At 64.3% G+C, this 17944-nt stretch carries 22 protein-coding genes; 10 read left to right on the top strand and 12 right to left on the bottom strand.

Annotated features, from left to right (window positions below; all coding sequences use genetic code 11):
• Window positions 1–80 precede the first annotated feature (80 nt).
• Window positions 81–1490 carry an MBL fold metallo-hydrolase RNA specificity domain-containing protein gene (locus PLC66_RS17075; protein ID WP_324542562.1) on the bottom strand — a complete coding sequence of 470 codons (1410 nt, stop codon included), beginning with the start codon at window positions 1488–1490 and terminating at the stop codon, window positions 81–83.
• A gap of 126 nt (window positions 1491–1616) precedes the next feature.
• On the opposite strand from PLC66_RS17075, the gene PLC66_RS17070 reads away from it, so the two are divergent.
• Window positions 1617–2060 carry a universal stress protein gene (locus PLC66_RS17070; protein ID WP_324542561.1) on the top strand — a complete coding sequence of 148 codons (444 nt, stop codon included), beginning with the start codon at window positions 1617–1619 and terminating at the stop codon, window positions 2058–2060.
• Between the two features lie 65 nt (window positions 2061–2125).
• On the opposite strand, the gene PLC66_RS17065 is transcribed toward PLC66_RS17070, so the two are convergent.
• From PLC66_RS17065 to PLC66_RS17020, 10 genes are all read right to left on the bottom strand, one after another.
• Window positions 2126–2638 (bottom strand): FixH family protein, encoded by a 513-nt coding sequence (locus tag PLC66_RS17065; protein ID WP_324542559.1) that lies wholly within the window; start codon window positions 2636–2638, stop codon window positions 2126–2128.
• Window position 2639: 1 nt separating this feature from the next.
• Window positions 2640–4073 carry a cytochrome c oxidase accessory protein CcoG gene (gene ccoG / locus PLC66_RS17060; protein ID WP_324542557.1) on the bottom strand — a complete coding sequence of 478 codons (1434 nt, stop codon included), beginning with the start codon at window positions 4071–4073 and terminating at the stop codon, window positions 2640–2642.
• A 100-nt stretch (window positions 4074–4173) separates the two neighbouring features.
• Window positions 4174–5064 (bottom strand): cytochrome-c oxidase, cbb3-type subunit III, encoded by an 891-nt coding sequence (gene ccoP / locus PLC66_RS17055; protein WP_324542555.1) that lies wholly within the window; start codon window positions 5062–5064, stop codon window positions 4174–4176.
• Window positions 5057–5245 (bottom strand): cbb3-type cytochrome oxidase subunit 3, encoded by a 189-nt coding sequence (locus PLC66_RS17050; RefSeq protein WP_324542554.1) that lies wholly within the window; start codon window positions 5243–5245, stop codon window positions 5057–5059. Before PLC66_RS17050 ends, ccoP begins: the two co-directional genes overlap by 8 nt.
• Before the next feature lie 15 nt (window positions 5246–5260).
• Window positions 5261–5896 (bottom strand): cytochrome-c oxidase, cbb3-type subunit II, encoded by a 636-nt coding sequence (ccoO, locus tag PLC66_RS17045; protein ID WP_324542552.1) that lies wholly within the window; start codon window positions 5894–5896, stop codon window positions 5261–5263.
• Between the two features lie 15 nt (window positions 5897–5911).
• Complete coding sequence (gene ccoN, locus PLC66_RS17040; protein WP_324542550.1) at window positions 5912–7342, bottom strand: cytochrome-c oxidase, cbb3-type subunit I; 1431 nt, start codon at window positions 7340–7342, stop codon at window positions 5912–5914.
• Window positions 7343–7863: 521 nt separating this feature from the next.
• The gene (gene ccoS, locus PLC66_RS17035; protein WP_324542549.1) at window positions 7864–8100 is read right to left on the bottom strand and encodes a cbb3-type cytochrome oxidase assembly protein CcoS; all 237 of its coding nucleotides are present in this window, start codon (window positions 8098–8100) and stop codon (window positions 7864–7866) included.
• Between the two features lie 19 nt (window positions 8101–8119).
• Window positions 8120–10609 (bottom strand): heavy metal translocating P-type ATPase, encoded by a 2490-nt coding sequence (locus PLC66_RS17030; RefSeq protein WP_324542547.1) that lies wholly within the window; start codon window positions 10607–10609, stop codon window positions 8120–8122.
• 146 nt (window positions 10610–10755) lie between these two features.
• The gene (locus tag PLC66_RS17025) at window positions 10756–11523 is read right to left on the bottom strand and encodes a 3-hydroxyacyl-CoA dehydrogenase (protein WP_324542545.1); all 768 of its coding nucleotides are present in this window, start codon (window positions 11521–11523) and stop codon (window positions 10756–10758) included.
• A 179-nt stretch (window positions 11524–11702) separates the two neighbouring features.
• A complete protein-coding gene (locus PLC66_RS17020) occupies window positions 11703–12245 on the bottom strand; it encodes a glycine cleavage system transcriptional repressor (RefSeq protein ID WP_324542542.1) in 543 nt (180 codons plus the stop codon).
• Between the two features lie 188 nt (window positions 12246–12433).
• Here PLC66_RS17020 and PLC66_RS17015 point away from each other — a divergent pair, with 188 nt between their 5' ends.
• The 4 genes from PLC66_RS17015 (at window position 12434) to PLC66_RS17000 (ending at window position 15448) form a co-directional block, all read left to right on the top strand.
• On the top strand, window positions 12434–12670 hold the full coding sequence (locus PLC66_RS17015) for a hypothetical protein (RefSeq protein ID WP_324542541.1): 237 nt from the start codon (window positions 12434–12436) through the stop codon (window positions 12668–12670).
• A 281-nt stretch (window positions 12671–12951) separates the two neighbouring features.
• On the top strand, window positions 12952–14289 hold the full coding sequence (locus tag PLC66_RS17010) for a tyrosine-type recombinase/integrase (protein WP_324542539.1): 1338 nt from the start codon (window positions 12952–12954) through the stop codon (window positions 14287–14289).
• A gap of 111 nt (window positions 14290–14400) precedes the next feature.
• Window positions 14401–14637 carry a hypothetical protein gene (locus PLC66_RS17005; RefSeq protein WP_324542537.1) on the top strand — a complete coding sequence of 79 codons (237 nt, stop codon included), beginning with the start codon at window positions 14401–14403 and terminating at the stop codon, window positions 14635–14637.
• 121 nt (window positions 14638–14758) lie between these two features.
• Window positions 14759–15448, top strand: a complete 690-nt coding sequence (locus tag PLC66_RS17000) for a hypothetical protein (RefSeq protein WP_324542536.1) — start codon at window positions 14759–14761, stop codon at window positions 15446–15448.
• Between the two features lie 10 nt (window positions 15449–15458).
• On the opposite strand, the gene PLC66_RS16995 is transcribed toward PLC66_RS17000, so the two are convergent.
• A complete protein-coding gene (locus tag PLC66_RS16995) occupies window positions 15459–15755 on the bottom strand; it encodes a hypothetical protein (protein WP_324542534.1) in 297 nt (98 codons plus the stop codon).
• Between PLC66_RS16995 and PLC66_RS16990 the strand changes: the two genes are divergently transcribed.
• The 5 genes from PLC66_RS16990 to PLC66_RS16970 all read left to right on the top strand — a co-directional run bounded on the left by PLC66_RS16990 (window position 15748) and on the right by PLC66_RS16970 (window position 17939).
• Entirely contained in the window at window positions 15748–15891 is a 144-nt protein-coding gene (locus tag PLC66_RS16990) for a hypothetical protein (protein ID WP_324542532.1), read from the top strand. The genes PLC66_RS16995 and PLC66_RS16990 overlap by 8 nt on opposite strands.
• Window positions 15888–16094 (top strand): hypothetical protein, encoded by a 207-nt coding sequence (locus PLC66_RS16985; protein WP_324542530.1) that lies wholly within the window; start codon window positions 15888–15890, stop codon window positions 16092–16094. The genes PLC66_RS16990 and PLC66_RS16985 overlap by 4 nt, the downstream gene beginning before the upstream one ends.
• Window positions 16084–16461, top strand: coding sequence for a hypothetical protein (locus PLC66_RS16980; protein ID WP_324542528.1), 378 nt, complete (start codon window positions 16084–16086; stop codon window positions 16459–16461). The genes PLC66_RS16985 and PLC66_RS16980 overlap by 11 nt, the downstream gene beginning before the upstream one ends.
• The gene (locus tag PLC66_RS16975; RefSeq protein WP_324542526.1) at window positions 16458–17501 is read left to right on the top strand and encodes an AAA family ATPase; all 1044 of its coding nucleotides are present in this window, start codon (window positions 16458–16460) and stop codon (window positions 17499–17501) included. The genes PLC66_RS16980 and PLC66_RS16975 overlap by 4 nt, the downstream gene beginning before the upstream one ends.
• Window positions 17502–17684: 183 nt before the next feature.
• Entirely contained in the window at window positions 17685–17939 is a 255-nt protein-coding gene (locus PLC66_RS16970) for a hypothetical protein (RefSeq protein WP_324542524.1), read from the top strand.
• The last annotated feature ends 5 nt before the right edge of the window (window positions 17940–17944 follow it).

Genomic DNA, 17944 nt, shown 5'->3' with positions numbered 1-17944 from the left:
GACGCTCGCCATTGCCGGCCGTGTCGGTCGATCTGGGTTTCGTGCTGCTCGACATGTCGGGACTCCCTCTGCTGCCGTGTTCAGTTTGTGTGATAGGGCCGGCCGGGCTCCGCCACGGTGACGCCCTTCCAGCGCAGTTCGCGCTCCACCGCCGCGGCGAATTCGACCGCGGCCTCGGGCTCGCCGTGAACGATGAAGGTCTGCCGCGGCGGGTGCGAAAAACCTCGCAGCCACGCCAGTAGCGCCGGCTGGTCGGCATGCGCCGACAGGCCACCGATGGTGTGCACCGTTGCCTGCACCGCGATGCGCTCACCGAACAGGGTCACCTGTCTCGCCCCATCGACCAGTCGACGACCGAGCGTGCCCGCGGCCTGAAAGCCGACGATGACGATCGCGCACTCGCGCCGCCCCAGGTTATAGCGCAGGTGGTGCTTGATGCGTCCGGCGTCGCACATGCCGCTCGCCGAGATGATGACCAGGCCGCCACGCACCGCATTGAGGGCCATCGACTCCTCGACATCCTGCACCAGGCGCAGGCGGAAGCGATCGGCATTCTTCTGCGTCCATGCATAGAGTTCGCGGGTCTCGTCGTCCCACAACTCTTCGTGACGTACGGTGAGCTCGGTCACGGCAGAGGCCATCGGCGAATCAACGACCACGTCAAGCTGCGCGATGCGCCCAACGCGCACGAGGTCGGCGAGGACGAACAACATTTCCTGGGTGCGGCCGACCGCGAACGCGGGAATGATGACGTTGCCGGCGCCGTCCCTGAGCGTGCCCTGCAGTACGCTGGCTAGTTCGTCGTAGGTCGCCGCAAAGGAGCGATGCGCCCGATTGCCATAGGTGGACTCGATGCACAGCAGGTCGGCCCTCGAGACCTGCGCCGGATCCTGCAGCACCGGTCGCAGAGGTTGGCCGAGGTCGCCCGAAACGACAAGTCGACTCGCAGCACCGCCCCTGTCGATATCGATCTCGATGATGGCCGAGCCGAGAATGTGCCCGGCATTGCGAAACCGGCAGCTGACGCCCGGCCCGGGGTGGAACGGCGTCTCGTACGGGATGGCCCGCAGTCGCGCGAGGCTGCTGCGCGCCTGCTCCACGGTGTACAGCGGCGAGGGCTCGGCACGCCGGCGCTCCTTGCGCGAGCGCGCGGTGCGCAGTGCCCACTCCGCCTCCTTCTCCTGGATGAAGGCCGAATCCATCAACATCACGCCGAGCAGATCCACCGTCGCCGGCGTCGCAAAGATCGGCCCGCGGTAACCCAGCGCCACGAGGCGTGGCACCAGCCCGCTGTGGTCCAGGTGCGCATGCGTGAGCAGGACGAAGTCGATCGCGCGCAGATCGAAATCGAGCGCCTCCCGGTTCTTGCGGTCCGCCTCTCTTCCGCCCTGGAACAGACCGCAGTCGACAAGAAAGGCACCACCTTCATGATCGACGCGGAGACAGGATCCAGTGACTTCCCCGGCCGCACCAAAAAAACGCAGCTGCATAAGCTTGCCTCCCTTGGATTCGACTTTGCACCCAAGCATTGCGCCGCTGTTTGATGGCGATCAATCGTTCCTGGGGCGGACACGTCGCTATAATCGAACTGTGACACACAACAGGGAGCACCCGTCATGTTCAAGCACATCCTGGTCCCGACCGATGGGTCGGCCTTGTCCGAGGGCACCGTGGCCCGCGCCGTTTCGTTTGCCAAGGACGCCGGAGCACGCATCACCTTTTTCTATGCCCAACCCGACTTCCCGATGCCGATTTACGGCGAGGGCGCTTTGATCGACCCCACCACGCCAGAACAGTTCGCCAAGTCCGCGGCTTCCGAGGCCGAGGCGATCCTGGCCAAGGCCAAGGCCAGCGCCGATGCGGCAGGCGTGTCGGCCGACACCGACACGGTGGTGAACGAAGTGCCTTACGAGGCCATCATCGATGCGGCCGACCGCCACGGCTGCGACCTGATCTTCATGGCGTCCCATGGGCGCCGCGGCATTGCCGGACTGCTGCTCGGCAGCGAGACGCAGAAGGTGCTGACCCACAGCAAGACGCCCGTGCTCGTGTATCGCTGAGCGCGCGCCAGAAACGGAAAACGGCCCTTTCGGGCCGTTTCTCGTTTTGCGGCGGTGCGCACCGCTCAGACGTTCGGATCGATGGTGAGATCCATTTCAGCCGGCAGGGACGCCGCGCCATTCATGCGCCAGCTCCGCGACTCATCCTCGATCAGGAACAGCCAGCGCCCCGTGCTGAGCGGCGCAATCGCGCTTTCATACACGCGGTCGCCCGAGCGCGCCACGATGAGTTCCTGATCCTGACCACCACGGGTGGGATGGGCGATGGTGAGCCGGATCCGCTCCGGAATGTCGGCCGCATTCGCCGCACTCAGTTCAATGCGGATCGACTCGCTGCGCACTTTGAGGTCGGCCTTGAGACCGAGCTCACGTGCATGTTCGGCCCGCCCCATCGTCTGCACGATGGCGCGCCCTTCCTTGTAGTAATCATCGACCACCATGCCGTCGAAGGTCTTGACGGCAATGACGAAGGTAGCAATGCCCGCCACCACCGCGATGGCGGGGAAGGTGATCAGGAACCAGGGCCAACCCTGGCGGTACCACGGCGTGGTGTGCTTTTCAGTCAAGCTTGTACTCATATCATCTTGGAATCAGGAAAGTGGTCTCTTCCTTCACCGATAGCGAGGAGTCGTCCTCGGCCGTCACCTCGAAGGAAATACGATTGGAACCCGGGCTGCCCGAGTCATAGGGCACGAGCACCTGCAGGGTCACGGCCTGGGTGGAGGCGGCCGGCACATCCACCCGCTCGGCGCCTCCGATCTTCACACCCGGCAAGCCGCTCACCTCGAGCCGGAAGGCGCGCGGCGCCTCGGTCATGTTCATGACCTGAAGCTGGTAGACGTTCTCGATCAGGCCGCCCTCGATCTCGCGCCCGAGCGAGGAGCGGTCGCGAATGATATCCACGCGCAGCGGATCACGTGCGGCCAGCCCCCACACGAATGCGATCGAGACGGCCACCAGGATGGCGCCATAGATCAGGGTACGGGGGCGCAGGACGTGAAGCAGGATCTCCTTGCCGCCCCAGTGCTTCTTGAGCGCGTTCTCGGTCGAGTAACGGATCAGCCCGCGCGGGTAGTTCATCTTGTCCATGACATCGTCGCAGGCGTCGATGCAGGCCGCACAGCCGATGCACTCGTACTGCAGGCCGTTCCGTATGTCGATGCCGGTCGGACAGACCTGGACGCAGATGCCGCAATCGATGCAGTCGCCCTTGCCGACGCTGCGTGGGTCGATGTTCTTCCTGCGCGTCCCGCGCGGCTCGCCCCGCTCTTCGTCGTAGGTGATGACGAGGGTATCGGGGTCGAACATCACCGCCTGGAAGCGGGCGTAAGGGCACATGTACTTGCACACCTGCTCGCGCAGCACGCCGGCGAACAGGAAGGTGAAGCCGGCGTAGAACAGGATCCAGAAGGTTTCCCAGGGGCCGAAGCCCACGGTGCGGAACGAGTGCAGCAGTTCGTCGAGCGGCGAGAAATAGGCCACGAAGGTGAAGCCGGTCCACAAGGCTACCACCGCCCAGGCGAAGAACTTTGCGCCACGCCTGAGCGCCTTCTCGCCACTCATGGGTGCCTGGTCGAGCTTCTGTCGCTTGACGTGATCGCCCTCGATCTTCTGCTCGATCCACATGAAGATTTCGGTGTAGACCGTCTGTGGGCAGGCGTAGCCGCACCACAGGCGTCCGGCTACGGCGGTGAAGAAGAACAGCGCGTAGGCGGAGATGATCAGCAGGATGGCGAGGAAGAACACGTCCTGCGGCCAGAATACCCAACCGAAGATGTAGAACTTGCGCTCGGTCAGGTGGAACAGCACCGCCTGGCGATCGTTCCAGCTCAGCCAGGGCAGGCCGTAGAAGATCAGTTGCGTGATCCAGACCAGCAGCCAGCGCCAGTTGGCAAACAGGCCGCTGACGGCACGAACGTAGAGCTTCTTGCGCGCAGCGTAGAGCGTGTCGTGCTCGGGGACGGGGGATTTCGCTTTAGCCGACTTGTGCGGCTCAGGGGATGCGGTGCTCATGGCCTCATGTACCAATGAATGCTTTTCTTGTTCTTATTATCTTGAAACCCCGGGGGACCCCCGCCCCCCGGGATGAAACTGCCTGCAACAGGTGATGCGCTTACTTCTTGCTCAGACTCAGCACGTAGGCGGTCAGGATGTGAACCTTGTCCTCGCCAAGGAACTCGCCGAAGGCGGGCATCTTGTTGTTGCGGCCAAGGGTGATCGTCTCGCTGATCACCGCCTCGGACGATCCGTAAAGCCAGGCATTGTCCGTCAGGTTGGGCGCACCCAGCATCGGGTTGCCCTTCGCATCGGCACCGTGGCAGGCCACGCAGTTGGTGGCGAAGGCGTCCTTGCCGCGCTGGGCACGCAGCGAGTCGTGCGCCAGGCCGTTGAGCGAACGCACGTAGTTGGCCACGTCCTTCACACCTTCCGCACCGAGCGCCGGACCGAACGGAGGCATCACGCCATTGCGGCCGTTGGTGATCGTCTCGCGGATGTTCTCGGGTGCGCCACCCCACAGCCAGGAGTTGTCGGTGAGGTTCGGGAAGCTCTTCGCGCCCTGCGCCGCGGAGCCATGGCACTGTGCGCAATAGGTCAGGAACATGCGCTGCCCCATCGCATTGGCTTCGGGGTCGGCAGCCACGGCCATCACGTCCATGTCGCGGTACTTGGCAAAGACGGGGCCGAAGCGCTCGTCGGCAGCCCGCATCTCGGCGTCGTACTGCGCCCACTGTCCGCGATGCTGGTTCACATTGCCGAAGCCCGGATAGATCGCCAGATACACGATGGCGAAGAAGATGGTGATCCAGAACAGGTACATCCACCAGCGCGGCAGCGGGTTGTTGTACTCGGCGAGCGTCTCGTCCCACACGTGGCCGTGCAGTTCGACCGGGCCCTTCTCGCGCTTGGTCATGTTCGACACCAGCACGAACACACAGAACAGGATGGAGAGGGTCACCAGGACCATCACATACATGTTCCAGAAACCGCTGATAAAGTCAGCCATTTGCTTTTCCCTCTTGGTCTTGCCGCCCCCCCGGGGCCGGCAGGTCGTCATCGCTCAGGGGCAGACGCGCCGCCTCGTCAAAGCCGGCCTTGGCGTGCTTGCTGTACGCCCAGGCGCAGATGCCGAGGAAGCACAGGAAGCCAAGGACCGTGATCAGGCTTCTGAAATCATTGATATCCACGGCGCATCCCTGCCCTTACCTGAAGTTCGAAATCGCGGTACCCAGCCCCTGCAGGTAGGCCACGATGGCGTCGAGCTCGGTCTTGCCCTCGAGCGCGGCGGGTGCAGCGGCGATTTCCTCGTCGCTGTATTTGTGCAAGCCGACCTTGTTGAGCGCACGCATCTTCGCCTGGATGTCGTCCGCCTTGACCGGACGATCCAGCCACGGGAAAGCAGGCATGTTGGACTCGGGCACGACATCGCGCGGATTGAGCAGGTGGACGCGCTGCCACTCGTCGGAGTAACGCCCACCAACACGTGCCAGGTCCGGACCCGTGCGCTTCGAGCCCCACTGGAAGGGGTGATCGTAGATGTACTCACCCGCCACCGAGTAGTGACCATAGCGCTCGGTCTCGGCACGGAAGGGACGAATCATCTGCGAATGACAATTGTAGCAGCCTTCCCGCACGTAGATGTCGCGACCGACCAGGCGCACCGGATCGTAAGGCTTGACGTCGAGCGCATTGCCCTTGTGGTCGATCGCCGTGGTGGTCGAGTGCTGGAAGAACAGCGGCACGATCTCCACCAGACCGCCCACGCTGACTGTGAGCAGCGTGAGGACGATCATCAGGAATACGTTGCGTTCGACTTTTTCGTGTTTCGATTGAGCCATGTTGTTGTTCTCCGATCAGGCGTGGGCGGCCGCAGGCGCGAGCACCGGGGCGTCATAGGCCTTCTGGCCGGCAATGGTCTTCACCATGTTGTAGAACATGATGAACATACCGGTCAGGAACAGCGCGCCGCCGATGAAGCGGATGGTCCAGAACGGGTAGCTGGCCTTGACGCTCTCGACGAAGGAGTAGGTCAGGGTGCCGTCAGGGTTGGTGGCACGCCACATCAGGCCCTGCATCACGCCGGAGATCCACATCGAGGCGATGTAGAGCACGATGCCGATGGTGGCGATCCAGAAGTGCGCGTTGATCAGCTTGACGCTGTACATCTCGGACCTGCCATACAGACGCGGCAGCAGGAAGTAGACCGCGCCGATCGAGATCATGGCCACCCAGCCTAGGGCACCCGAGTGCACGTGACCGACCGTCCAGTCGGTGTAGTGCGACAGTGCGTTGACGGTCTTGATCGACATCATCGGGCCTTCGAAGGTCGACATGCCGTAGAAGGACAGCGAGGTGATCAGGAACTTCAGGATCGGGTCGGTGCGCAGCTTGTGCCAGGCGCCGGAGAGCGTCATCACGCCGTTGATCATGCCCCCCCAGGACGGCGCCAGCAGGATCAGCGAGAACACCATGCCCACCGACTGGGTCCAGTCAGGCAGCGCGGTGTAGTGCAGGTGGTGGGGACCCGCCCACATGTAGGTGAAGATCAGCGCCCAGAAGTGGACCACCGACAGGCGGTAGGAGTAGACCGGACGGTCGGCCTGCTTGGGCACGAAGTAGTACATCATGCCGAGGAAGCCGGCGGTGAGGAAGAAGCCCACCGCGTTGTGGCCGTACCACCACTGGATCATCGCGTCCTGCACGCCGGCGTAGGCGGAGTAGGACTTCATGCTGAACAGCGACACCGGAACGGCGGCGCTATTGACGATGTGCAGCAACGCGACAGTGAGGATGAAGGCGCCGAAGAACCAGTTGGCGACGTAGATGTGAGAGATCTTGCGTTTCGCGATCGTGCCGAAGAACACCACCGCGTAGGACACCCAGACGATCGCGATCAGGATGTCGATCGGCCATTCGAGCTCGGCATATTCCTTGGAGCTCGTGTAGCCGAGCGGCAGGGTGATGGCCGCAAGGACGATGACGAGCTGCCAGCCCCAGAAGGTGAAGGCGGCCAGGCGCGGCGCGAACAAGGTCGTATGACAGGTGCGCTGGACAACGTAGTAGGACGTTGCAAACAGCGCGCAGCCACCGAACGCGAAAATCACCGCGTTGGTATGCAGCGGACGGAGCCTGCCGAAATGCAGGAATTCGTGAACGTTCAGTTCGGGCCACACGAGCTGTGCTGCGGCGATGACACCGACCAGCATGCCCACGATGCCCCACACCACCGTCATGATGGAGAACTGACGCACGACTTTATAGTTATAAGTCGCTTGCGATTGCATGTGAGTCACCTCTTCGTTTTGAAAGCTTTTTGTGCGCGACACAAACCCGCTGCAGCGCATGTCATCGAGACCGGGCGAGAATACGCGGTGGCCCGGAGCTCTATTTGACACAGATCAACATTGTATTGCAGCGACGGGACCCACGGAAGCGAAAATTAGAAGATGTCCACACAAGCGCAACATGGTCGCAAGACGACACTCGCGCGAACGGCAAAAGCGGCTGGAACGCGCGCCAGTCGGCCTTCTTGACGCTGGCACGCTTCCGTTTCGGCGGAGATCGCGGGCCGATCAGCGGGGACGGGAATACCCAGTTCGAGGGGCGATAATAGAAAATGCGTATGGCATTATCGCGGGCAAAAAAAAAGGGTGCGCCTTGACGCACCCCCAACCCCAACAGAGAGACAAAAAACTGGAAACCCATCAGCCACCCAAGCCGATTGATCACCACGTCTGCATTTTGCCCGGACCGAAAAATACGGGGTTGACCTAGGTCAACTGATCATCAAAAGGCAGCAGAAAAGTCACTCCTTCGCGCCCCGTCGCTCCTCATCAGTGGCGGAATCCGACCGCCCCTGAGCCGTCGTCACCGCGTCCGATGCCTTCCCGGGTGGCAACTCATCGCGATCATCCATCAGAAGCCGGTAGGCGGGCCCCTCCATGTCGTCGTACTGGCCACTGCGCAGCGACCACCAGAAGATCAGGCCGATCAGGAAAACGAGAAAGACCGAGATCGGAATCAGCAGGTAGAGACTTTCCATCGCAGGCCTGTCCTCCGGTTCAGGGCGCCTTCGGCACGCGCTGCAGGCGCATCGCATTGAGCACGACCAGCAGCGAACTCGCCGCCATGCCAATGCCCGCCATCCATGGCGTGACCAGACCAGCCATCGCCAGGGGTACCGAAGTGAAGTTATAGGTGAAGGACCACCACAGATTCTGGCGGATGATGCGCAGCGTCTTGCGCGACAGGTCGATGCCGCGCCCCAGGCTGGCGAGATTCTCGTTCAACAGCACGATGTCGGCCTGGTTGCGCGCGAGGTCGGTACCGCCCCCCATCGCCACCGACACATGTGCCTGCGCCAGCACCGGCGCGTCGTTGACGCCATCCCCGATCATTGCCACGACCGCCTTTGCGTCCTGCTGCATGCCGACGATGGCCTCCTGCTTGCCCTGCGGCGTCATGCCGCCACGGGCGTCGTCGATGCCCAGCCCGCCGGCGACCCGGGCGACGACCGCAGCGTTGTCGCCCGACAACACGCTCATGCGCGCATTCTCGGCGGCCAGCCGGCGCGTGAGCACACCCGCTTCCTGGCGCACGACGTCGGCCAGCCGGAACAGGCCGAGCCAGCCCGAGCGCCTGGCGAGCGCGACGACCGTGCCCCCGCGCGCGGCAAACTCATCCAGCACGCCAGGCAGCGGCTGGCCGGCCTGCGCGGCAACGTAATCCGGCCGCCCGATCCAGACCTCCTCGCCATCGACCCGGCCGCGCATCCCCTGCCCGGTCTCGGCCTGGATCTCGCTCACGAGCGGCAGGCAAAGCCCCTCGGCCGCCTCGCGCAAGGCGCTCGCCACCGGATGCTCCGAGCCCTGCTCGATGGCTGCCGCGAGTTCGCGCAGCCGGCGCTCGTCGAGAGGGCCGAGCGCCTGCAGCTCCTCGACCTTCATTTGACCGTAGGTCAGCGTTCCGGTCTTGTCGAAGACGAAGTGGCTGGCCTTGGCCAGGGTCTCGATCGCATGTCCGCGCGTGACCAGCACACCCATGCGCGCGAGCGCGTCGGTCGCCACGGTCAGCGCGGTCGGCGTCGCCAGCGACAGCGCGCACGGGCAGGCGACCACCAGCACGGAGACGAAGACCCACAAGGCGCGCTCGGAATCGATGAAATACCAGGCAACACCGGTGATGCCTGCCAGGACCAGCAGGGTTACGATGAAATAGGCCGCGACACGGTCCGACTGGGTCGCAATGCGCGGCTTCTCGCTCGCCGCACGCTCCATCAGCCGGCGAATCGCCGCCAGGCGCGTCGCATCGCCAATCTGCTGCACACGCAGCAGCAAGGGCGACGACACGTTGATGCTGCCACCAGTCAGGCGCGCGCCGGCCGCCTTCGGCACCGGCAGGCTCTCGCCGGTGAGCAGGGATTCATTGACCTCGCCCACCCCCTCGACGACCACCCCGTCGGCCGGCACGACCTCGCCCGGACGCACGCGCACGATGTCGCCGGGCGCGAGCTGCGAGGTCGGGATACGCTCGCCGCCGGCCTGCTGCGGCCAACCGGCGAGGCGTTCGGCAAAGGATGGCAGCACCTTGCCGAGTTCCTCGACGCCGCGGACGGCCTTCTGTCTCGCCAGCATCTCCAGGTAACGACCGCCGAGGAGGAAGAACACGAACATCGTCACCGAGTCGTAATAGACCTCGGGACCATCGGTCAGCGTGGCCCACAGGCTGGCGAGAAAGGCGCTGCCGACGCCGATGGCGACCGGCACATCCATGCCCAGCCGGCGCAGACGGACGTCGCGCCAGGCACGCTGGAAGAAGGGCGCCGCCGAATACAGCACCACCGGCAGCGTCAGCAACAGGCTTGCCCAGCGCAGCAGCAGCTCGATGTCCCAGCTCATGTCGCCCTCGCCCGCCACATACACGGGGAAGGCGTACATCATCACCTGCATCATGCCGAAGCCGGCGACGAACACCCGCCACAGCATCGAGCGCCGCTCCTTGTTGGCGATCTGCTCGGAACGCTCGGCGTCGTAGGGGTAGGCGCGATAGCCGATGGCCTGGATCGCGGCGAGGATGTCCGACAGCCTGATGCGCGCCTCGTCCCAGCGCACACGGGCACGGCGGGTGGCGTAGTTGATCTCGATCGCCGACACGCCGGGCAGGCGCGCGACATGATTCTCGTTCAACCACACGCAGGCAGCGCAGGTGATGCCCTCGAGGATCAGCGCGGCCTCGCGCTCATGTTCGCCGACCGCGCGCACGAAGCTCTTCTGAAAGTCGGGGTGATCGAAGAGTCCGAGCTCCTGCAGCTCGACCGGCATCGCCTCGCGCCTCGACTCGGGCATCGCGTCGCGGTGACGGTAATAGTCGACCAGGCCATTGTCGACGATGGACTGGGCCACCGCCTCACAACCGATACAGCACATGCGCCGCGCTCGTCCGTCGACACGCACGTAGTGCTGGGTCTCGGGCGGAATCGGCAAGCCGCAGTGATAGCAATCGACATCAGTGGCGACCTGGGCGGCCGCGCCGGGCAGTTCTGCAGAAGTCATCAGCGCGATACGAAGCCGCCTCGGGCGGCCGAACCGTCCGAGGCGGGCAGGAATGAAGCCGCTTTTTTAACACAATCCGCCCACTCGGGCCATTGCGGCGCAGCATCACCCCGGGTGGACGAGCAGCCGCTGCCCGTCCCGGAACATCACTTGGCGGCCATGCGAATGGCGCCGTCGAGGCGAATCACCTCGCCGTTGAGGTAGCTGTTCTCGACAATGTGGCGCACAAGGGCCGCGAACTCTGCGGGCCGACCCAGGCGCGAGGGGAAGGGCACCATCTTGCCGAGTGCGTCCTGCACGTCCTGCGGCATCCCCATCAACATCGGCGTCTCCATGATGCCCGGCGCGATCGCCATCACCCGGATGCCGAAGCGCGCCAGTTCGCGCGCCACCGGCAGCGTCAGCCCCACCACGCCCGCCTTCGAGGAGGCGTAGCCCGCCTGCCCGATCTGGCCATCGAAGGCGGCGACCGAGGCGGTGTTGACGATCACGCCGCGCTCGCCGCCGGCGTCTGGCGCAGCCTTGCTCATGACGTCGGCCGCGAGCCGCAGCATGTTGAAGGTGCCGATCAGGTTGATGCTCACCGTGCGGGCAAAGCTCTCCAGCCGATGTGCCCCCTCGCGCCCCACCACCTTCTCGGCAGGGGCCACGCCGGCGCAACTGACGAGCCCGTTGAGACCGCCGAAACGGCTCACCGCCGCGTCGATTGCGGCCTTGCCGCTGTCGGCATCGGTGACATCGGTCTTGACGAACAGCGCCGCCGATCCCAACTCGGCCGCGAGCGCCTCGCCCGCCTCGCTATTGACGTCGGCGAGCACGACCCGCCCACCGCCCTCGACCAGCATGCGCGCCGTCGCCGCGCCCAGCCCCGAACCGCCACCCGTCACCACGAAGACGCCATTCTCGATCTGCATCGACCCTCTCCCTTTCGAATTCATGCCTGTCGTCACGCCGCGCGGCGCCACTGAAGGACGCCACTGCGCACCAGCGCGAAACATAGTTGTCGTTAACGTAAACGTCAACTAGCACGACATGAGGGGACGCCCTCCTGAAAGACGCCCACCGAGCTTGCGAAGCACCCCGCCCGCCCCCCTCAGGCGGCGATCACCGCGGGCCCCTGCACATCGGCAAAATCAAGGTCGACCATCAGTTCGTTGGCGAGCGCCTCGAGGTCAGCACGCACCCGCGCCAGATCGGTCGTCGCCGGCACCGCGAGCTCGGCGCGGGCACGGAACAGCGACTCGCCGCTCATCGACGCGCTCTCGCACTCGGTATCGAGCGCCTCGATGCTGACGCCATAACGGGCGAGCACGGCGGAGATGTCGCGCACGATCCCCGGCCGGTCATGACCGACCAGTTCGAGCGCGACCCGGCGTGCCGCGGCCGGCGCCGCGGCCGCGCCACGGGCCACCGCGATGCGCAGCCCTTCGCGCTCGAGCGCGCGCAATGCAGTCTCGAGCTGTTCCAGCCTGGCGGCATCGATCTCGAGCCGCACCACCCCGGCAAACTGCCCGGCCAGATGTGCCATGCGGCTCTCCATCCAGTTTGCACCATGCTGGCTGGCACACATGGAGACCGCATTCACCAGGCCTGGGCGGTCCGGTCCGATGAGCGTGAGGATCAGGGATGTATTCATACAGGGCTCCGTTCGGTTCGCGAGGGACTGGGCCTGCGGCGGCATCAACGAAGACGGGATCTGCGCTATATCAACGCATCGCGGCCACGGCTTGAGATAATTATGGTTGCAAATCAGGCAAAACACACAAGCCCCGAATTGGGGAGGATATCGCCGACACGATGACGCGGCAGAAGGAGACGATGTAGATGAACACCCCGCGCTTTCACACTCGCAAGGCTGATGGACTGTTCCAGCCCATCCCGTTCCTGTTCGTGACCGAACGCATGTGCGCAGAGATCCTCGCCGAGCGCCAGGCACTCCTCGATGCACTCCCAGAGGACGCCCGCAAGCGCCAGCAGGCGCTTTTCGCGCGCTACGACCCGGGTGTCAGCGCCGAGGCCTTCAGTGGTCTGCTGGACCTCTTCCACGGCAGGGCGGCCTGACACCCGACGCAGCGAGGAGTTGAAAAGCCCCAAGAAAAAGCACAAAGGCCAGTCCGCAGGGACTGGCCTTTGTGCTTGAATCGACTGGTGCCGGCAAGAGGAGTCGAACCCCCGACCTTCGCATTACGAATGGGATTTTTTGTCAATTCTAGCGAATTCAGATCAACACACAATCCCGGCTTTCTCGATACAAATCAACGCTTTTCAGCAATTAGATTGTTGATCTGCGTTCGTCCGCGTGCCATGATTGCCGTACACCAACGGTACACAGGCACCGACTCATGGCAAAGGCGAAGATCACGGCAGGGCGTATCAGGGACCTCGCGCTGCCCCCTGGAAAGTCTCAGGCGTTCCTGCGCGACACCGACGCCCCCGGCCTGGCGGTGCGCGCGACGGTCGGTTCCAAGAGCTTCATCTTTCAGGCGCAGCTACTCGACGGCCGCACGATCCGCACCACGATAGGCGACGTGCGCGCATGGGACATCGACAAGGCGCGCGAGGAAGCGCGTCGCCTGCAACTGCTGGTCGACCAGGGCGCCGACCCGAGAGAAGAAAAGGCCGCGCGCCTCGCAGCACAGGAAGCCGAGAAGGCCCGCGCCGAGGCGGAGCGCACCGCCGCCGCCGAACGGCAGAAGTACACCCTGCGCGCCCTCTGCGATGCCTACGTCGACCACCTCGCCACCAAGGGGCGCCGCCGTGGCGCCGCCTCTGCCCGCTCGGCGTTCAAGCGCCACGTCAACGAGGCGAAGCCCGAGATCGCCGCCCTGCCCGCGTCGGAGATCACCCCGCATCACGTCGCGCAGATCGTCCGCCGCGTGATCGAGGCCGGCAAGGATGCGACCGCCGCGACCGTCCGCAGCTACCTTAGCGCGGCATTCAACGCTGCCCGCCGCGCCCCCTTCGATGCGAAGCTTCCCGCCGACCTGATCGCCTTCAACGTGACCACCAATCCGGTGGAGCCAATCGCCACCATCCCCGGCAACGCCCGCAACCGCACTCTGAGCGCGGACGAGCTTCAGACCTACATCAAGGCCTTGGGAGACGATCCCGTCGACATGGCGCTGAAGGTGGCGCTGTTCTCGGGCGGTCAACGCATGGCGCAACTGTTGCGCGCGACCGCCGCCGACTACGACCCCACGACCCGGACATTGCGCCTCTTCGATCCGAAGGGGCGGCGCACCACCGCGCGCGAGCATCTGCTGCCCCTAGGTCCCAAGGGCGCCGCGCTGGTCGCGCCCCTGGCAGAGAAGGCGAAGACATCGCCGTCCGGCCTGCTGTTTTCGTCCTACGGAACCCGGCCGATGGCAGAGACCACCCCCGGTAAGCGTGTGGTCGAGATCGTGCGCGATGAAAAGATGGCGCCGTTCAACCTGCTCGACGTGCGCCGCACGGCCGAAACCATGCTGGCCGGAATGGGCATCAGCCGGGACACCCGCGCGCAACTGCTGAGTCACGGCCTGGGAGGCGTGCAGGATCAGCACTATGACCGGCACGGCTACGCCGACGAGAAGCGCGCCGCGCTGATCGCCTGGGAGCGCCGCCTGGACGAGATCGAGAAGGGCATCAAGCCGGCCGGCAATGTCCGACCGCTGCGCCGGAAGAGCAAGACCGCCGCCTGACGGCAGCTAGGGAAATGTTTCCCTAGCTGGAAGGGCAAGAAGCGAGCCGGCCGAGTGCTGGAACACCTGGCCGGCTCTGACCACAACCGACCTACCTAGGAGGTCTGCATCATGGCTGACGCAAACAGTACCATCAACGAGGAATTGCAAGCAGTGAAGGCCGAGCTCGACGCGACTCGCGCGAATTTCCGGATGCTGCTGAGGAATACAAACGAGATCGCGCACAGCATCGAGGCATTGGCGATCATCCTCAGGAGTGACCCGGGACCGGCTGACGCGCTGGTGGGCATCCTTGTGAAGCACGCCTTCGAAACCTGCGAGGAATACGAAAGGCTCATCACAAGCTGAAACCATCCGCCCGGAGCGATCCGGGCGCCCTCACGCCGCCCCTACTCCGACGGGAGGAAAAGCCGGACACCTGGCCGGCCTGGGGCGGCACCTTCTACCAGGGCGCCGCATAGGTGGGCGAATGAAAATCGAGATCAGGCAAGGCCAGTACCCTGGCGAGTGGCGAATGCAGGCCATGACCGACGCATGGCCGGATGCATCCCGCGCAATCTACGAGGGCACGGAGCAGGACGCCGGCGCCATCTTCGGCGCGGTGCTGACGTGGTTCAACCCTGGCGCGAGTTGCACGGCCGATGTGCTCGCCGCTCTGAACCACGCCGTCACCACAACTCAAGACCGCCTAGACGCAGACCGGCCGCTGATCACTGAGCTTGCTGATACCGCAACGTATGCCGACGTGAAAACCGCGCTAGGCGACATGCTCAGTCTTTCCGCGTGGTTTCTGGCGTCCGCCTTCGCAAGCTGCGAGCAAGGCAACGTATCGCGCGCCGTCCGCGCCTTCGGTCGCGCTGCATACTGGCACGGCACCTTTCAGGCGCACGCCACCCGCATCCAATGCGACCTTGAGTCCCCGCCGACCGGCCCGGCGCACGCGCTGGCGCAGAGAGAGGACCAGCGGCTGAAGCCCGAATTCCAGGCTTTCTGCCGCGCGGTCAAGGCAGCAGGCGCAGATGTACGCCGCCTGGATGATCTTATGAACGTTGAAGGGTACGACCCGCGCATCACCAGCATTGATGCTCGAACCCTCAAGAGATGGGCGCGCGAGGAGGGCATAACCTTCAAGGCTGGCCGGCCTAAAAAATATGAGTGATCGCGATGAATCATGATTTATCGCGACGTGTGGAATTTTTCAGGGCGCCGCAGATGTATTGAATACGCATCACCTCAACACGAAACAAGGTGATGCGATGCAACCGAATACGCAAACCCAAGAAACCGAGTTCCGCCTTTCCTGCGAAGAATTCGCCCGCCTCAACCAGATCAAGGCGCAATCCGTCCGCGCTCGCCTCTGCCGCTTTGGATCCTACTACGGAGTGGTCCCCAAGAAATTGGTGAACGGTCGCCTCGCCTTCCCTGCCGTGCAAGTCGCGCAGTAGGGAGCCGCCGACCATGACCACAAAAGAAAACGCCCCGGCAACGACCGAGGCGCAAAGCGAAAACAACGGACTCGATTCTACCGCACGCGGGACACCCCGCACCGATCTGCTCGCCGCGTTCGCGCTGGCCGGCTGGCTGTCGGAGGCGACGCGATGAGGGAAGCCCTACGCAGAAGCATCGAGGCCGAAGCCCGCACGTGGACCGTTGCGGACGAACGCGGCGCAGCAAAGGTGCTGCTCGCCTTCGAACGTTTCCGGCGCGAGGTAGGAACGGACGCTGCCGCCGCGCTGCTGGTCGGCGCCTGGATGCAGACGCGCGGCACGACCGATGCCGAAGACCGGAGGCCCTATGTCGAATGACCGCCGCCTCCCCGCATACGCCCGCCCCCTGGCCGAGCTGCGCCGCCGTGGGCAACGGCCGGCAAGCCGGACCGTCATTGTCCGCCTGGACTGCTGGCCGCCGAAGAATCGCCCCGCGCTGGTCCTGTGGCCTCAAATCGTGGTCGCCAAGGACCAGGACCCGGCCGCGCTCGATTACAGCTTCCTCGCCGATCTCGACGCCGTGGTGCTGTGCAGGCGTTCGCTGTCGGCGCCTGCCCGACTTCGCGCGCTGCTGTCTGCAATCCTGGCCGCAAACCCGGAAAGGCTGGTGATCCTCGACCCTGAGAACAACGGCCGCGCATGGTTCGTGAAGTCAGCGGCGCGAGGCGTGGAGGTGCAGGTATGACGGCGCCCGCCTTCCCGACCGTGGCGGACGTGACCGCATCGAACGGCTATGGATGGACGCCGAAGCCCAAATCAGCCCGCGCGATCCTTGCAGAGCGGTTCCGCGAAATTGCATGGGTGATTCCTGACATCCTGCCAGAGGGCACTTACCTGCTCGCGGCAAAGCCTAAGGTCGGCAAGAGCTGGTTCGCCCTTCAGTTGTGCGTGGCAGTCGTCAGCGGACAAGTCATCTTCGGCAAGATCGCCGCCGTGGGCGCTGCGCTCTATCTCGCCCTGGAGGACAACGACCGCCGCATTCAAAGGCGCCTGGCAAAGCAGATAGACGGGCTTCTGCTCGACCCGGCCTGCCTCGACCGCCTGCACTTCGAGACGCAGTGGAGACGAGGCGACGAAGGCGCGGCAGACCTGGCGGTGTGGATCGAGCAGCACCCTGACTGCCGCCTCGTGGTTATCGACACCCTGGAGCGCATCCGCCCCCCGCGCGGCAGTTCCGGCGCGATTTATGCCGAGGACTACGCCGCCATCAAGCCATTCAAGGACCTGTCCGACCGCTTCGGCGTAACGGTGCTGATCGTGCATCACACCCGCAAAGGCGACTCTGACGACCCCCTCGAACAGGTATCCGGCACCCTTGGGCTTACCGGCTCGGCTGACGGCGTGCTGGTCCTGGCAAAGCCGCGTGGTGAAGCCCGTGGCGAACTGCACCTGATCGGTCGCGACATCGAGCAGGAAGGCGCGTTTGTCGTCGAGTTCGATGCAGACCGCTGCCAGTGGTCAATGGTTGGCGAAGCGCACCAGGTAGCCGACACCGAGCAGCAGCAGGCGGTCATGGACTGCATCCGAGACCTGGGGCCAATCCAGCCGAAGGGCATTGCAGAGGAGATCGAGCGCAACGCCGTCACGGTCCGCCGCTTCCTGCAAAAGCTGCGAAGGTCCGGCCGCATCGTCAAGACGCCAGCCGGCTACATCCTGAACGATGAACGCGATGAACGCGATGAACAGGATGAACGGCATGAACGGGATGAACAAGCGGACCCCTGAACAGGATGAACGGGATGAACGGGATGAACGGAACCGCCCTTTTCGGCCTGAGCGTTCATCCTGTTCATCCGGCCAACCAAAGGATGAACGGCCGCCAATCCCAAGCGCAGCAAGGGATGCAGGCGAAATCCCGGCCTGAGCGTTCATCCTGTTCATCGTATGTGTGTTTTTAAGTAGGCGACCATGAGCCATCCACACCGCGCCCACCTCTGGCGCATCCACTGGCCAGAGATCGAGCCGACCGTGATCCGCTACCAGGAAGCCGTCACCCTCGACCGCGTGCTGAGCGAGCACCGCGCAGCAGTCGGCGCCGAGCCGATGGAAGGCGAGGCATCACGAAATGCCCGCCTGATCGCGGGTCCTCCTGGGCCTTTCGAGGTACGGGTGATTAGCCCGCATTTCTCACAGATAGGAGGCGCATCGCGGCCGGAAATATGAGAAAG

This window comes from Thauera sp., assembly GCF_035444905.1.
Classification (GTDB): domain Bacteria; phylum Pseudomonadota; class Gammaproteobacteria; order Burkholderiales; family Rhodocyclaceae; genus Thauera.
The sequence above is the reverse complement of the archived record's forward strand: the minus strand, read 5'-3'. Positions and strand labels throughout refer to the sequence as shown.

Excerpts from the sequence above, each read along its gene's own strand:
- ccoO (WP_324542552.1), bottom strand. The coding sequence starts at position 5,896 with ATGGCTCAATCGAAACACGAAAAAGTCGAACGCAACGTATTCCTGATG.
- PLC66_RS17065 (WP_324542559.1), bottom strand. The coding sequence starts at position 2,638 with ATGAGTACAAGCTTGACTGAAAAGCACACCACGCCGTGGTACCGCCAG.
- PLC66_RS16975 (WP_324542526.1), top strand. The coding sequence starts at position 16,458 with ATGACGGCGCCCGCCTTCCCGACCGTGGCGGACGTGACCGCATCGAAC.
- ccoP (WP_324542555.1), bottom strand. The coding sequence starts at position 5,064 with ATGGCTGACTTTATCAGCGGTTTCTGGAACATGTATGTGATGGTCCTG.
- ccoS (WP_324542549.1), bottom strand. The coding sequence starts at position 8,100 with ATGGAAAGTCTCTACCTGCTGATTCCGATCTCGGTCTTTCTCGTTTTC.
- PLC66_RS17000 (WP_324542536.1), top strand. The coding sequence starts at position 14,759 with ATGAAAATCGAGATCAGGCAAGGCCAGTACCCTGGCGAGTGGCGAATG.
- PLC66_RS16980 (WP_324542528.1), top strand. The coding sequence starts at position 16,084 with ATGTCGAATGACCGCCGCCTCCCCGCATACGCCCGCCCCCTGGCCGAG.
- PLC66_RS17070 (WP_324542561.1), top strand. The coding sequence starts at position 1,617 with ATGTTCAAGCACATCCTGGTCCCGACCGATGGGTCGGCCTTGTCCGAG.
- PLC66_RS16985 (WP_324542530.1), top strand. The coding sequence starts at position 15,888 with ATGAGGGAAGCCCTACGCAGAAGCATCGAGGCCGAAGCCCGCACGTGG.
- PLC66_RS17030 (WP_324542547.1), bottom strand. The coding sequence starts at position 10,609 with ATGACTTCTGCAGAACTGCCCGGCGCGGCCGCCCAGGTCGCCACTGAT.
- ccoG (WP_324542557.1), bottom strand. The coding sequence starts at position 4,073 with ATGAGCACCGCATCCCCTGAGCCGCACAAGTCGGCTAAAGCGAAATCC.
- ccoN (WP_324542550.1), bottom strand. The coding sequence starts at position 7,342 with ATGCAATCGCAAGCGACTTATAACTATAAAGTCGTGCGTCAGTTCTCC.
- PLC66_RS17015 (WP_324542541.1), top strand. The coding sequence starts at position 12,434 with ATGAACACCCCGCGCTTTCACACTCGCAAGGCTGATGGACTGTTCCAG.
- PLC66_RS17075 (WP_324542562.1), bottom strand. The coding sequence starts at position 1,490 with ATGCAGCTGCGTTTTTTTGGTGCGGCCGGGGAAGTCACTGGATCCTGT.
- PLC66_RS17010 (WP_324542539.1), top strand. The coding sequence starts at position 12,952 with ATGGCAAAGGCGAAGATCACGGCAGGGCGTATCAGGGACCTCGCGCTG.
- PLC66_RS17025 (WP_324542545.1), bottom strand. The coding sequence starts at position 11,523 with ATGCAGATCGAGAATGGCGTCTTCGTGGTGACGGGTGGCGGTTCGGGG.
- PLC66_RS17020 (WP_324542542.1), bottom strand. The coding sequence starts at position 12,245 with ATGAATACATCCCTGATCCTCACGCTCATCGGACCGGACCGCCCAGGC.
- PLC66_RS16990 (WP_324542532.1), top strand. The coding sequence starts at position 15,748 with ATGACCACAAAAGAAAACGCCCCGGCAACGACCGAGGCGCAAAGCGAA.
- PLC66_RS17005 (WP_324542537.1), top strand. The coding sequence starts at position 14,401 with ATGGCTGACGCAAACAGTACCATCAACGAGGAATTGCAAGCAGTGAAG.
- PLC66_RS16970 (WP_324542524.1), top strand. The coding sequence starts at position 17,685 with ATGAGCCATCCACACCGCGCCCACCTCTGGCGCATCCACTGGCCAGAG.